Origin of the sequence: Paenibacillus chitinolyticus (genome assembly GCF_045038035.1) — a bacterium.
Taxonomy (GTDB): Bacteria; Bacillota; Bacilli; order Paenibacillales; family NBRC-103111; genus Paenibacillus_F; species Paenibacillus_F chitinolyticus_A.
The window spans coordinates 1,208,548-1,221,946 of sequence record NZ_CP173427.1 but is presented as its reverse complement, the minus strand read 5'-3'; the positions used below and the strand labels follow the sequence as shown (position 1 = coordinate 1,221,946).

The 13,399-nt window shown below is 57.6% G+C and carries 12 protein-coding genes; 5 read left to right on the top strand and 7 right to left on the bottom strand.

Annotated features, from left to right (window positions below):
• Positions 1-88 precede the first annotated feature (88 nt).
• Complete coding sequence (locus ACI48J_RS05670) at positions 89-760, top strand: hypothetical protein (RefSeq protein WP_326054209.1); 672 nt, start codon at positions 89-91, stop codon at positions 758-760.
• 27 nt (positions 761-787) lie between these two features.
• Here ACI48J_RS05670 and ACI48J_RS05665 read toward each other — a convergent pair whose 3' ends face one another.
• The gene (locus tag ACI48J_RS05665; protein ID WP_405082088.1) at positions 788-2,053 is read right to left on the bottom strand and encodes an enolase C-terminal domain-like protein; all 1,266 of its coding nucleotides are present in this window, start codon (positions 2,051-2,053) and stop codon (positions 788-790) included.
• 196 nt (positions 2,054-2,249) lie between these two features.
• Here ACI48J_RS05665 and ACI48J_RS05660 point away from each other — a divergent pair, with 196 nt between their 5' ends.
• Positions 2,250-2,507, top strand: a complete 258-nt coding sequence (locus tag ACI48J_RS05660; RefSeq protein ID WP_405082087.1) for a hypothetical protein — start codon at positions 2,250-2,252, stop codon at positions 2,505-2,507.
• A 98-nt stretch (positions 2,508-2,605) separates the two neighbouring features.
• On the opposite strand, the gene ACI48J_RS05655 is transcribed toward ACI48J_RS05660, so the two are convergent.
• The 4 genes from ACI48J_RS05655 to ACI48J_RS05640 all read right to left on the bottom strand — a co-directional run bounded on the left by ACI48J_RS05655 (position 2,606) and on the right by ACI48J_RS05640 (position 7,174).
• The gene (locus tag ACI48J_RS05655; protein ID WP_326054203.1) at positions 2,606-3,007 is read right to left on the bottom strand and encodes a hypothetical protein; all 402 of its coding nucleotides are present in this window, start codon (positions 3,005-3,007) and stop codon (positions 2,606-2,608) included.
• 261 nt (positions 3,008-3,268) lie between these two features.
• A complete protein-coding gene (locus ACI48J_RS05650; RefSeq protein WP_405082086.1) occupies positions 3,269-3,748 on the bottom strand; it encodes a GAF domain-containing protein in 480 nt (159 codons plus the stop codon).
• A gap of 42 nt (positions 3,749-3,790) precedes the next feature.
• Complete coding sequence (locus tag ACI48J_RS05645; RefSeq protein WP_405082085.1) at positions 3,791-5,251, bottom strand: NAD-dependent malic enzyme; 1,461 nt, start codon at positions 5,249-5,251, stop codon at positions 3,791-3,793.
• A gap of 108 nt (positions 5,252-5,359) precedes the next feature.
• On the bottom strand, positions 5,360-7,174 hold the full coding sequence (locus ACI48J_RS05640) for an aminotransferase class I/II-fold pyridoxal phosphate-dependent enzyme (protein WP_405082084.1): 1,815 nt from the start codon (positions 7,172-7,174) through the stop codon (positions 5,360-5,362).
• A gap of 378 nt (positions 7,175-7,552) precedes the next feature.
• Between ACI48J_RS05640 and ACI48J_RS05635 the strand changes: the two genes are divergently transcribed.
• The 3 genes from ACI48J_RS05635 to ACI48J_RS05625 all read left to right on the top strand — a co-directional run bounded on the left by ACI48J_RS05635 (position 7,553) and on the right by ACI48J_RS05625 (position 11,812).
• Complete coding sequence (locus ACI48J_RS05635) at positions 7,553-9,805, top strand: PrsW family glutamic-type intramembrane protease (RefSeq protein ID WP_405082082.1); 2,253 nt, start codon at positions 7,553-7,555, stop codon at positions 9,803-9,805.
• An 89-nt stretch (positions 9,806-9,894) separates the two neighbouring features.
• The gene (locus ACI48J_RS05630) at positions 9,895-10,221 is read left to right on the top strand and encodes a hypothetical protein (protein WP_009676401.1); all 327 of its coding nucleotides are present in this window, start codon (positions 9,895-9,897) and stop codon (positions 10,219-10,221) included.
• Between the two features lie 283 nt (positions 10,222-10,504).
• The gene (locus ACI48J_RS05625; protein WP_405082080.1) at positions 10,505-11,812 is read left to right on the top strand and encodes an aminotransferase class I/II-fold pyridoxal phosphate-dependent enzyme; all 1,308 of its coding nucleotides are present in this window, start codon (positions 10,505-10,507) and stop codon (positions 11,810-11,812) included.
• Positions 11,813-11,990: 178 nt separating this feature from the next.
• On the opposite strand, the gene ACI48J_RS05620 is transcribed toward ACI48J_RS05625, so the two are convergent.
• Positions 11,991-12,173, bottom strand: a complete 183-nt coding sequence (locus ACI48J_RS05620) for a hypothetical protein (protein ID WP_405082079.1) — start codon at positions 12,171-12,173, stop codon at positions 11,991-11,993.
• Positions 12,174-12,326: 153 nt separating this feature from the next.
• Positions 12,327-13,097: a metallophosphoesterase gene (locus ACI48J_RS05615; RefSeq protein WP_405082077.1), complete on the bottom strand. Its 771-nt coding sequence runs from the start codon at positions 13,095-13,097 to the stop codon at positions 12,327-12,329.
• Between the last annotated feature and the right edge of the window lie 302 nt (positions 13,098-13,399).

Sequence of the window (13,399 nt, the reverse complement as noted above, 5' to 3'; positions counted from 1 at the left end):
TTTTACCCGCCCGGCCCCGTGTTCCCATTGCCAAATATTGTTAACCTTGCTATACTTCATAGAAAACTTCGGACGGGGTGTCTATCGGATGAAAAGAAAACTTGGCTGCTATCATGCCCACTACTCCAATATCGAACATATCGAGAAAGCCCTCGGCTCTTATGACATCGAGCTGGTGCATTTCGTCGATCCCGGTCTGGACCGGATTAAGAACGACAGCGATTTTACGGAGGAACTGGCCCTGAACAAAATAAAATCCACACTCGACTGGTTAGCCAGCTGTCATGTGGATGCCATTTTGATTACCTGTACGTATTTTACGGCTCATCTGCCGGAAAGTTTCTCCTGCCCGGTGCCGATTATTAAGATCGACGATCCTTTGTTTCATAAAATCTTGCAGCTGAACCGGCCTTCGGTTCTCGTTTTCACCAATCCTTCGACTGTCGAAGGCACGATGGAACAGCTCCATAAGTTTGCGGCCGCGGCCGGCCAGGAGATTCAGGCGGAGCCGGTCCTACTTGAAAATACGTTCCAGCTCGTCATGCAGGGCAAGAAGAACGATTATATCGAAGCGGTTTCCAGAGGGCTGTTCCATGCCATCGAAGACCATCCCCGCAAAACGGTGTTCGCGGCCCAGCTTTCCATGGTGCCCGCCGCCCAGCGGGTCGGCAGGGAAAGCGACGCGTTCCTCGGCAACCACCTCGACGCCCTTCCGGGCTATCTGAAAGATATTCTCAGCCTCGAAGCCGTAGGGCGCTGACACGGGCACACAGCCTGCGGCAAATACCTAGCGGTTCTCGTAGTAAAAACTCGGCCGGAATACGCCGCCGCTTTCCGCGTAGAAAGCCTCGTCCAGCTCGAACAACCCGCCGCGCGTGCGGGTCCAACCCGCTCCCGCCGCCGGATGATAGCTTGCGAGACGGTCCCAGCCGCGGTAATTTTGCCCGCCGTTGGACTCGATCAGGCCGTAAGCCATCCCCGGCAGAGGACGGAGGTGAGCGGCCAGCACGCGGGTCCACTCCACCAGCAGCGGATTGGCGGTAAGGTCGGCGCAGAAGCACGGCACTCCCCGCTCGGCGGCCAGAGCGGCCACTTTCAGGCTCAGGCTCATCGACTTCGCCGCCGGTTTAAGGGCAAGGGCTCCATAGCCGAGATCCATATAGTAGCGGGCATCGTTTTCAGATTGAATGCTTTCATCCCCGGCAATACGGGCCGGCACATCCTCGACGGAGATTTCACGTCCGTCCAGGAACGGCTCTTCCACCAGAATGACATACGGCAGCGATCCGCTGCGGTCCGCATCCTCCAGCAGCCGCAGGAGGTCGTCTTTGGCCGCGTAACGGCCGTTCAGATCGAGATAGTAAGACACCGCTGCCGGGGCCGGACGGGTCTGCAAATAAGCTTGGGTCAGCTCGTGAATATGCCTCAGGCGCCTGCTGTCCCAGTCGATCATATCACTGCCGCCGGACCCCAGCTTGATTTTGAGCACGGTACAGCCCTGCTCCAGCAACCCGGTGATTTCCCCGTCGTCCGTACCGTACGCGATAGCAGGAACGGCTGCAACCGCCTCCGTCTTCTGCTCGCCTAGGCTGCGGTATTCGCCCGGCAGCAGATCCGAGAAGCGGTAAATCTCCCGCTCCCGCGCGTAGAGAACCCAGGCCGCGAAATCGACCGCCGCCAGCGCGTTCAGAACATAAGTCGGCCGGACATCCGAATACCCCTGACGGGCGAACCAGGACTGCGAAGGCCGCGCATACAATTCTTCGAACAGCTCCATCGGATGCCCGAAGGAGGCTCCTTCCAGGGACTTTACGGTCTCCTCCGCAAATTTGTACATAAGCTCGTTAGCTCCCTGTTCCCCGAGAGACGCCATCAGATTCGCATCCGACCACAATGGGCTCTGGACGCCCACTCCCGTACCCTTGTGACCGCTTTCACTAGTTAGCGTAACAATCGGCTGCCACAGCTCCGTTAATTGTCCTCCTTTAAATCCGAAAGGATGAAGCAGCGGTTCCCGGTCGGCTCGCAGGTTGCTTTCCGTAATTGTCAGCATGCGTTTTCTCGCCCTCTTTCTCCCCGTTCGCCGGGGCTTTCTTTGTCGGGCAGCTTAACTTCATACCCGCATAAGCACATTTCATTGTACCCATATCTTAGGAGTCACGACAGAGCCTGTCAATGAATCGGCCATTTATCGCAACTTTATAGACACGGAAGCCGTAAAATGGTAGAAAGAGGAAGGGGTGAAAACCATGCGTACAAGACCGATTTATTTGTTCTATGGAGGTATGTCCCTGCTAATGACGGTCATATACACCGTCCAATTTATCAGCGGGATGCCGGAAGTTTACAAGCAGCGGACCGGGCCTCTGGGAAACGCGCAGCATTTTGAGAATTTGTTTTCGAAAGGCTTGCCCTGCGCCGTTTTGGCTCTGATCATGACGTTTTTTTATCTGACTCTATATTTGGCCGACAGGCCGAAAAAAGAGCCGGATCAAGAGCCCGGATAAGGCCCGATTCGGCTTTTCCCTCCTCTATCGGAATCGGAACTCCTCGGGACGCAGCCCTGCTACCGGCGATGTTTATCGCTTGCGGGAAGTCCGCCCGGTTAGCCGGACAAGACCTCCAAGGTCAGCAGCTGACCGGTTCTTTTCGTCACGGTAGCCTTCACCTGGTTCCCCGGCTCCAGAAGCTCTCCGCTTTCCTCCGGCGGTATTTCCCTGGACGGCAGCTTGTAGCGCTTTACCTTGCCCTCCCGCGTCTTCAGCGACAGCCTGCCGTTGTTATAGTCCGTTACCCGGCCTTCAAATTCAACGTGACGGGATTCGATCAGATCGAACAGGACATATCCGGCGGTAAAAAGCGCAAAAAGCAGGCCGAGAACCGTCAGCGGCCTAAGAAAGGCGGACTGTTCCCAGCCTTGTATCATCAGCGTGGCAAACATAAAAGCGCTGAATACCGACCCGGCCAGCAGAGGCAGCAGCGGATTTCGTATTTCAATCGTTTTCATAGGCTCTCCTCCTCGGCAATGAGCGTTTCTTTTTACAGCAAGCCTTATCTTCTATATTTCGTCCTCCGGCCTAAAGCGCCGATGTGTTCTCTTCTTCTACTCTAACGAATCCATCTTGGAAAATAAATACAAAATTACAAAATGTTTTGCGGGCCTGTTAAAAAAGCCCCCGCACCGGCTGGTACGAGGGCTTCTCAAAGCTAAGAACCTGTCCTTACATTAAAAAACTAACGTCGTGCATAGGGTACCCCGATCGGGAGTTTACAGCTGAGCCGCCAGCTCCGTCACGAAACGCTCCAGCATAACGCGGTCGGTTTCGTCAAAACGGGACAGGTCCGGACTGTCGATATCCAGGACGCCCAGCAGCTCGCCGTCTTTAACAAGCGGTACGACGATCTCCGAGCGGGAGGCCGCGTCGCAGGCAATATGCCCGGGAAACTGCTCCACATCCTCGACGACCAGCGTCTCGCGCTTCTGCGCAGCGGTACCGCATACTCCGCGTCCGAGCGGTATGCGCACGCAAGCCGGGAGCCCCTGGAAAGGTCCGAGCACCAGCTGCTCTCCTTCGAGCAAGTAGAAACCGACCCAATTTATATCCCGGAGAAACTGGCCGAGCAGCGCCGAAGCGTTCGCCAGATTGGCGATCCGGCTCGGCTCCCCCTCGATCAGCGCCTTCAACTGGGCAATGACCAGAGTGTACTGCTCCTCACGGGTTCCTCCGTAAGTTTCCGTATGAAACATGTTCTCGCCTGCTTTCCTAGTAAGACTTTAACCAGGAATTTATTATAGCATACCCGCGACGTCTGCGGACTGGGCGGCTTCGTCACTGCGGATATCCGCACTTTTCCGTCTGGCTACGCCGGTTTCGTAAGCGGCCGCAATCACGGCCTCGCGGACCTTTTTCACGACCTGCTTGTTGAACACGCTCGGTATAATGTAAAGCTCGTTGAGCTCTTCTTCCGACACGACGGACGCGATAGCTTTGGCGGCCGCGAGCTTCATCTGCTCGTTGACCCGCGTAGCGCGGCAGTCCAGAAGACCGCGGAACAGACCCGGAAAGCACAGGACGTTGTTGATCTGATTCGGATAGTCGGAGCGGCCCGTCGCCATCACGCGCACGTAAGGCTCCGCTTCTTCCGGGGCGATTTCCGGTGTCGGATTCGCCATGGCGAATACGATCGGATCAGCCGCCATCTTCTTGACGTCCTCCACTTTAAGCACACCCGGACCCGACAGACCGACAAAAATATCGGCTCCCTCGATCACGTCGGAGAGACGGCCTTTTTCCTCATTCGGATTCGTATTCTCCGCGTACCACTGCCACGATTCGTACGGGTACGATTCGCCGCGGACCAGCGCACCCTGACGATCGACTCCAATTACATTCTTAACGCCTGCCGCGAGCAGAATCTTGGTGCATGCGATACCGGCAGCTCCGATGCCGCAGACGATAACCTTGCAGTCCTCGAGCTTCTTGCCCGCAACTTTGACCGCGTTCAGCATGCCGGCAAGCAGAACGACCGCCGTGCCGTGCTGGTCATCGTGGAAAACGGGAATATCCAGCTCTTCGATAAGCCGGTTCTCGATTTCAAAACAGCGCGGGGACGAAATATCTTCCAAGTTGATTCCGCCGAAAGCCGGGGAAATCGCTTTTACGATCGATATGATTTCTTCAGGGTCCTGTGTATTGAGGCAGATCGGGAAAGCATCTACGCCGGCAAACTGCTTGAACAGCATCGCCTTACCTTCCATAACCGGCATGGCCGCTTCCGGACCGATATTGCCCAGCCCCAGAACTGCCGTACCATCCGATACAACGGCAACGGTGTTGCGTTTAATCGTCAATGAGAACGCTTTCGAAGGATCTTCATGAATGGCCATACAAACGTTTGCCACCCCAGGTGTGTACACGCGGGACAGATCATCACGGTTCTTGATCGGTATTTTCGGCGTCGTTTCGATTTTACCGCCCAAGTGAAGCAGGAACGTCTGGTCAGACACGTTAATGACTTTTACGCCATCCAGCTCGTTTAGAGCCTTCACGATGGCATCCGTCTGATTCTGGTCGCTGACTTTGACGGTGATGTCCCGGACGGTAACGGTTTTCGTTGAACGGTTGACGTCAATTGCCACGACATCGCCGCCGGCGTCGCCGATCGTAGTCGCGATCTGTCCGAAATTCGTGCGTTCTTTCATCATCTCAAGCCGCAAAATAATACTTGTACCTCCGGTAAATCCGGCCATATCCAATCACTCCTACGGTATTTCTATTACGGAAAAGCCTCGGCGAGTCAAACCGGGCTCGTCCTTCATTCACATCATAGCACAAACCTTTTGGAGATTCCTGTATGTTTACAAAAAAGTTTCCCTCAGGACTTCCGCCATCACGGCGATGCCGCGGCCGATCTCCTCCCGGGACAGATGTCCGAAGCCGAAACATGCCGCGGGTCTTCCCCCGCAGCGGACATGCTGTCCGGCGTCCCGCCAGAAGACACCCCGCCCGGCGCATTCGGCGGCAAATCGCCTATACTCTTCCGAGCCGCCTTTCCACCAGCCGAAAATATGGAGTCCCGCTTCGCTCGGCATCCATTCAAAAGCGGGATCAAGCGCGGCCAGCCTCGAACGCAGCAAGGCGGCTTTTTCCCCGTACACCCGCTGCATCCTGCGCAGATGACGCTCGTAGGCGCCGCTGTTCACAAAGGCCGCCAGGGCCCGCTGCTCCATCATCCCCGTCGTCAAAGGCTCGTAATGCTGCTTGGCGCGCCGGAAAGGCTCGACGAGAGACGGCGGCAGCACCGCATAGCCGAGGCGCAGGCCCGCGTACATCGTCCGCGAGAACGTGCCGACGAACAGGACTCGGCCTTCGCGGTCCAGCGCCTTAAGCGGCTCCAGGGGCCGGCCCGCGTAGCGGAACTCGGTGTCGTAATCGTCCTCGATGATGACCGCGCCGCGTTCCTTCGCCCAGCGGAGCAGCTCCTGCCTCCGCTTCAGCGGAAGAACCGCCCCGGTCGGAAACTGCCGTCCGGGGGTGACGAACAGCAGCCGCGCATTCCATGGCTGCGGGACGATGCCCTGCCCGTCGACGGGCGCATCGACGGGCACGCCGCCTGCGGCGGCCGCAGCGCGAACGGCGCCGCTGTAACCGGGCGACTCGACGACTACCTCGTCGCCCGGGCCTACCAGCAGCTGCATCGTCAGCGCGATCGCCTGCATCGACCCGTTCACGATTGCGACGCAATCGGGGTCCGCGTCGATGCTTCGCGAGCGCCGCAGATGCAGCGCGATAGCCGAGCGCAGCGAATAATCGCCTTGAGGGTCGCGCAGCGGACTCTCAAGGAAGGCGGCGCTGCGCACCTGCTCGTGCAGGCAGCGGTTCCAGGCCTGCCGCGGGAAGGCCGAGCTGTCGGTGCCGGACAGCTCGAAGACGACGGAAGCCGGACCCGCGGGTGTATGCGGGTCCGCGCTCCAGGAGGCCGCACTGCGGCTGCGCGCGTCGTCCGCCCGCGCGCGGGGGCTTGCAAGGGCCGCGGTTTGCTTGGCAGTCTCTGCATCCTCGGGGCTTACCCCGCTCGCCTTTGTCAGTTCTCCGCCTCTCGATTCGACGTAACCCGCCGTACCTGCTTCGGCTCGCTCCATGCCGCCTGTCTGCCCTTGCCCGACAGTCCCTGCATCCGCGGCGTTTACCCCGCTCTCCTCTTCTTGCACTCCGCCTCCCGATTCGCCTGCGGGTGCGCCGCCCGGCCGCCGTTCTGCTCCGCCGTACTCCTGCTCGCGGCTCTCCTCCTTGTTTCCTGCCGAGGCGCCGCTCCCATCTTCCCGCCTTCCTGCGCCGCCCCCCGGTTCCATCAAATGGCGTCCCCATGCCGACAAAAGGAGGGGCTCATCCGAAGAGGAGCCGGTTCCCGCCGCCTGATCGCTCCGGTAGGCAACGAACGTTCCTTTTCCCGGTTTGCCTTCTATGTATCCTTCGGACATCAGCATCTCGTACACTTGCATAACGAGTCCACGGGAGATTCCGTATACCTCCGCCAGCTCCCGGCTTGAAGGGAGTTTAGAGCCCGATTCCAGTCTTCCTTCTACTATACTTTCCCGCAGCGCTCGGTAGAGGGCGGTATTTTTATGGGGAAACAGTTGTGCATAGTGATTAAAAGGGATTAAAATCTTCACATAAACCTCCGCCGAATTCCGGTGAAAATAAAAAGCCGCCTGATCGTTTCTATCTTCTTACCATCTCACAGAGACGTGTTCAAAATCAACAGCGCGGCAGCCGGCTCCGGCCCCGTTCACCTGAGTCCCATTTCAGGCGGTCTCTACGAACTTTTATGAGGAGGAAGCAGGCTTGAGGAACTTCCCGATCCCCTATCAAGGAAGCTCCATAAGCCGTTTCACCTGTTCCGTTTAGGCATATTCGAAGCCGCCGCCCCGTTTAAGGGGGCTGTTTCCGGCAGCGGAGCGAAGCACGGGTTCTGTGCCCGTCTCCACCCGCACTCCGGTAACAGGACAGACGCTTGTTGTCTGCCTTCGGCGCACAGAAAGGAAAATGATATGATTTTGCCTGGTTTGCGTTTAACCATCCGGACCGCTATCGACCGGTTTCGTACCCATTGGAAAAAAAGAGCCTTGCAGGCTCCGCGTTTGTTCGCCTTCTATTCGATTTTATCTTGGCTCGGCCTGGCTCTCTTATGCCTGTCCCTGCCGTTTATGAAAGACAGCCGCACTTTGCTGGTGCAGGCTTTGGCCTCTTTTTACGTACTCTGGCAACTGTGGATCGTCTGCCGTTCCAAAACCGTCGGCTGGTCCGCGTACGCCGCTTTTTTTATCATCGGCACCTGGATCGTGGCTCCGCTCAATACACTGTTCATTCAGCTGGTCTTCCTGCCGTTCGATCCGGCGGTTTACGCCGTCTGGAATGCGTCGCTCGTTTCTCCGCTGACGGAAGAACTGATGAAGCTGGCTCCCCTGCTCCTGTTTTTGTGGGGCTCGCGCAAAGCAACCTCGCTTAGTCTGGCCGACTTCGCCCTGATTGGCGGGGCTACCGGAGCCGGACTCCAGTTCCTGGAGGAGTACTGGATGCGGCTGCATACCGGTCTGGAGCCGGCCGGGTCCGCGGCGGTTTCGCCGGATAGCGCGATGAGCTGGAACCTGTTTCACTTCCTGCCGTCCCTCGAGCAGGGTCTCGCGTCGCCCTGGGCCGGGCATACGGCGGCCACCGCCCTATGCGCCCTCGGCCTCGGAATCGCCATCCGCCTGCGCCGGGTCATCGGGAAAGCCGCTTACGCGCTGCCCGTCTTTCTGCTTGTCTGGGTCGCCGCGGATCACGCGGTGCATAACGGAACACAGGCGACCTGGCTGAACGGGTTCCATATGACGCTGGGCGGCGGCGCTTATACCAAGGCATTGTTTATCGTTCTGCTGATCGGTGCTGTCGCATACGACTACGCCGACCTGAACCGCACGCGGAAGGGGCTGACATTGTTCCGCTCCGAAAACTTGATCGAACCGTTCCGCGAGCTCTACCGTTCTTTGAGCATGCTGCCGGAAGGTGCCAAACGCTACGTCAGCCTTCTTCGTTTCTACAGAATCCGGCGCCGCCTGGCCTTCACCCTGCTGTACGGCAAAAAAGACGCCAAGCGCAGCCTCGGAGATCTCCAGGATGAAATGAAGACGCTGAACAAGGCGGCTGTCCCCGTCCTGTTTGCGGCGGGGTTCCTTCTGCTGAGCGCCGCAACCTGGACCGGGGGGCTTGCAGCCGCCGCAGGATCAAGCCCTGGCGGCAGCGCCTGCGTCTCCTGCCTGTACGCCCCCACCGCGGCCTGGTGGAGCGGGCAGAGCGCCGCCGCGAAAGGGGTGCTCCTGCTCGGCACCGCCTTTCTCTTCACTTCCTTCTTCCCGCTGTGGGGCGCGGTAAGCGATACGCTCGCGGGCGACTTCAAAGCCCGCCGCAAACACGCCGGGCGGCTTCAGCCCGGAGAGATTTTGCCGCTGCTCGGCGCGTTCACTCCGCGCATGGCGGCGGCCGCCGGCCTGCGGCGGCTCCTCGACCTCCTGGCAGGTCTCGAAGCCGGGAGGAAGCCTTCCGCGCCAAGCGCGCCCGCGGCTTCCTCCGGCGCGCAGGAACAGCCTTCCGCGGCCCCGTCCGCAGAAGCCCCGCCCGCCGCGGAAAGCGCGGCGGACGCCGGCTGCGGCGCTGACGATACGGCCGGTGCGGCTGGCGCGGCGCGTTCCGGAACTGTTCCGGAACGCAGACACCGTTTCACAACGGAGCGCACGCGGCAGACCGTCCACCAAGGGAAGCAGGCTTATTTGCCTGCCGGAACCCGCTATGGAGGCGGGTGGACGATCGGGGGGCTGCATAACTGGAACGGCTTTATAGACGCCGCCCGCCGGGACCGCTTCACCGTTGTGAGAACCGAGGAACTGCCGGAGAACGGAATCCGCAGAGCCGTTATCAGACGGCAGGGAACGGACCCTCTTACCGGGGAAACGTTCACTTCCCTGACGTACGGCAAAACGTTTTATCCCAAACACTACAACGATTCGGAGATTGATCGTTTAGGGGAAGATGCGCTGAACAAGGCTATTCTTCATAACCGGCTGCAATCCCAGAATGACCATCGCGGCCGACTTCAAGCATACACATTTAGAGAAGAAGTGGTTGGACCCGACGGAAAAATCATCGGAGTTCAGGGAAGAGTCCTCCCCGATGCCGAAGGCAATCTGACGGAAATTATCGACCATTTTCCTTACAATCACCGCCGGACGGTGTCGTTCCGACGGATTTCTGCGGAGCAGGACTAAATTTTACCGCAATGTCGCAAGTACACGGACTCATGTACCACCGCTAAGGAAGAAGGCGATATACGGAACGTCCGGAAAGGAGGACAACCATGGAAGCCAACATAGAGCTGCTGCGGCATCTGGCCCAGATTCACCGCCCCGTCGATAGCGACGCCGATGATATCTGGCATTATATGATTTTGAATATGGAAGAAGATGCCCTGGATCCCCCGGCGCTTCAAGCCGTCGCCTCCGCCTTGGAGAGCGAAACGAATCAGGGAATCGGGTTCCGTGAAATCCAGTTCGAGCGCGTGCTCGAGCACCCGGAGCTTGTCGAAATGGAATACTACGAGACGAATCTGGTCTGTCCGCGGGAATCGCTGGCCGCTCATATCCGCAAAATCCTTTTGCTGTACGACGCGGGGATGGAAGCTTAACGTACCGGACTTGATAGCGCGTCTCTCTCTGTGTCTCCTTACTCTCTAGCTGCAAATTCGCTTGTTCTTTGCCCGGGTTTCTTATTCCTTCGGCAATACATTCGGCGCTTCTCTTCGGCTTTCCGCACGCTTTTCCGGAGCTTTATCACCGGTTCTTGCGGGTTCAAACGGCTTCCGGATACCGGGAGCCGTTTTTTTTAGGTAACGCAGTGACGCATTCCGGTAAGAAGTGCTATAATAATGGCTAAAATGAATTTCCATAACCCCGGAAGGATGGAGCGGAATGAACCCCCTTGCTAAGCAGTTGAATGAAACCATCGAAAAAGAAAACGCCTATGTGTATGAGATGTTGTCGTCATTGGGCAAGCAAATCTATTTCCCGAAAGTCGGCATTTTGAGCCAATCGGCCGAGGCGAAAACCAAAGCCGGTAAATATAATGCCACGATCGGTACTGCCATCGAGAAGGGTCAGCCTATGCACCTGAAGGTCATTCAGGACACGCTGTCCGCCTATGATCCGAAAGATCTATACGAATACGCGCCTCCTGCGGGCAAACCCGGTTTGCGTACCGCCTGGCGCAAAAAAATGCTGAAGGAGAATCCGTCCTTAAGCAATAAAACGTTCGGCAACCCGATCGTGACCAATGCCCTCACACACGGCCTGAGCATTGCGGCCGACCTGTTCGTAGAAGCGGGGGACCGCGTCATTATTCCGGATAAAAACTGGGAAAACTACGAGCTCACCTTCGGAATCCGCCGGGGCGCCGAAATCGTTACGTACCCGCTTTACAATGAAGACAACACGTTTAATTCCGCGGGACTCCGCGAACAGCTTCTTGCCCAGCAAGACAAAGGCAAAGCGTTCGTCGTTCTGAATTTCCCGAACAATCCGACGGGATATACACCGGGACCGGAAGAAGGACGCCAGATCGTTTCCGTAATCCGCGAAGCCGCTGAAGCGGGCATCAATGTCGTGGCCGTTACCGACGATGCGTACTTCGCCCTCTTCTTCGAGAATTCCCTCCAGGAATCTCTTTTCGGCCAGCTTGCCGACCTTCACGACCGCGTACTCGCGGTTAAAGTGGACGGTGCTACGAAAGAAGAGTACGTGTGGGGCTTCCGCGTAGGTTTTATCACTTACGCCGGCAAGAATGAAGCGCTGCTCAGCGCGCTGGAACAGAAAACGCTCGGGATTATCCGGGCCACGATCTCCTCGTGCTCGCATCCTTCGCAGACGTTTGTCCTGCACGCCTTGAACTCTCCGGAATTCAACGCTCAGAAGCAGGAAAAGTTCGAAATCATGAAGGGCCGCGCGAACAAAGTGAAAGCTCTGCTCGACAGCGGCAAGTACGGAGACTCCTGGGATTACTATCCGTTCAACTCCGGCTACTTCATGTGCCTGAAGTTGAAGACCGTCGATGCGGAAGCGCTCCGCCAGCGTCTGCTGGAAGTTTACGGCGTCGGAACGATCGCCCTCAGCGACACGGATCTTCGCGTCGCTTTCTCCTGCATCGACGAAGAAAACATTGAGGAGCTTTTCGACCTGATTTATCAGGGAGTACGCGACCTTGAGACGGTTTCCGCGAAATAAGCGCTGCTTCCGTTGCTCCATATGCAAAAAGCCCGGCTGCTGCAGCCGGGCTTTTTATATTTGTATGCAGGAAGTCACAGAAGCGATTCCATTCAGACCTCAGACCCATAGGCGTGTCGCAGATCATGAAAGTCATCGGAGCCGCAAGAGTCACGGCAGTGCACACGAGAACGCGGAGTCACTTGAACGGAATCCACAAGGTTCCATTCCACTGCACCGGCGTTCCCGCGGCCGTTCCGGCCGCGATTTTACCGGCGGGCACACGCACCTTCCTGCCCTCGATCTCCAGAACCGCCGACGATCCGTCCAGCTCCCGCACGAGACCGGAACGCCGGATTTTGCAGCCGCTTTTCTCCTGCATTAGTTGTACCTCCGTTGTCGTGTCTTTAATCCGGGCGTCTTTCGTTCCCTGTCCCGCCGGGAAGTGCACCCTGCTCTGGCGCTGCTCCCGGTGCTCGGTATTTGCCCGCCGCGTGACGGGTTAGCATCCGGCAGCCGAACACTCCTCCCGTCGTCACAGCTCATGGACGGTAACTTCGCTGCGGATCATAAACCGGGCGTTAGGACCCGCCTGGCCGATCCCTTTTGAAATGTAATATCGTCCGTAAGAGGTTTCATGCAAGCCCTTCGTGATCCCTCTCGCCGCGAGCTCCCCCTTCCGGATAAAACGGAACAGAAACGGAACATGAAACTGCATGCCGTGAAAATGCCCCGCCATCAAGTAAGTAAACGGGCGCTTTAAACGGAGGACGAGGTTCGGATCGTGGGTCAGCACCACGACCGGCTTGTGCGCCGCGGTATGCCGGAACGCTTTTCCGATCCGGCTGTGTCCGGTGCCGAGGTCGTCCACGCCGACGAACTGGAAGGCGCCGAGATCGGCCGACCGGTTGTTCAGCAGAGCAATGCCCGCTTCGTCCAGAATCGCGCTGAGCTTCCTCATCCCGGCAGGATCCAGACGGTGATCGTGATTGCCGAGAACGGCAAAGGCCGGAATTCCGCGGGAAGCGACCGCCTTCAGCACCTTTTCAACTTCCGGCAAATACTTGCTTCTGCGGGTGAAGTCGCCGGTTAGCGCGATGTAATCCGGCTTTTCCGCGTCAATCAGCCGAGTAAGCCTGCCGGGGCGGACCCTCAGCTTTTCGACGTGAAGATCGCTGATCTGCAAAATCTTAATGCCGAGCCCGGCCGGTACCCTCACGCGCTCCACTTTGAGCCACATGGTAGGAACGATCAAGAAGAGATACGCGCAGGCTGCCGCAGGCAAAAGCCACACAAGTACGGTCATTAGTCTCATCCTGTTCCAGATAAAGGTTCCTTCCACCATAAGCCACACATCCGGCGTTCGTCAAGAGACCGGGTATCCCGGATAATGCCGATAAAAACAAACTCAAAATGTGTCTATTTTTGTCGAATAGGACACCTTGTACAAATAGAGCCCGGAAGCTATAATGAGATTACATAATGGCAATTAGTACCTATTATTTTGAAGGATTGGAGGTAAACGCGATGAAACGCTGGGTTTTTGCTATTCTTACGGTTGCGGCATTGGTTTACTCATCCGGACTGGCTTTTCCTTGGGGTCCGTGA

Excerpts from the sequence above, each read along its gene's own strand:
- ACI48J_RS05670 (WP_326054209.1), top strand. The coding sequence starts at position 89 with ATGAAAAGAAAACTTGGCTGCTATCATGCCCACTACTCCAATATCGAA.
- ACI48J_RS05665 (WP_405082088.1), bottom strand. The coding sequence starts at position 2,053 with ATGCTGACAATTACGGAAAGCAACCTGCGAGCCGACCGGGAACCGCTG.
- ACI48J_RS05660 (WP_405082087.1), top strand. The coding sequence starts at position 2,250 with ATGCGTACAAGACCGATTTATTTGTTCTATGGAGGTATGTCCCTGCTA.
- ACI48J_RS05655 (WP_326054203.1), bottom strand. The coding sequence starts at position 3,007 with ATGAAAACGATTGAAATACGAAATCCGCTGCTGCCTCTGCTGGCCGGG.
- ACI48J_RS05650 (WP_405082086.1), bottom strand. The coding sequence starts at position 3,748 with ATGTTTCATACGGAAACTTACGGAGGAACCCGTGAGGAGCAGTACACT.
- ACI48J_RS05645 (WP_405082085.1), bottom strand. The coding sequence starts at position 5,251 with ATGGCCGGATTTACCGGAGGTACAAGTATTATTTTGCGGCTTGAGATG.
- ACI48J_RS05635 (WP_405082082.1), top strand. The coding sequence starts at position 7,553 with ATGATTTTGCCTGGTTTGCGTTTAACCATCCGGACCGCTATCGACCGG.
- ACI48J_RS05630 (WP_009676401.1), top strand. The coding sequence starts at position 9,895 with ATGGAAGCCAACATAGAGCTGCTGCGGCATCTGGCCCAGATTCACCGC.
- ACI48J_RS05625 (WP_405082080.1), top strand. The coding sequence starts at position 10,505 with ATGAACCCCCTTGCTAAGCAGTTGAATGAAACCATCGAAAAAGAAAAC.
- ACI48J_RS05620 (WP_405082079.1), bottom strand. The coding sequence starts at position 12,173 with ATGCAGGAGAAAAGCGGCTGCAAAATCCGGCGTTCCGGTCTCGTGCGG.
- ACI48J_RS05615 (WP_405082077.1), bottom strand. The coding sequence starts at position 13,097 with ATGACCGTACTTGTGTGGCTTTTGCCTGCGGCAGCCTGCGCGTATCTC.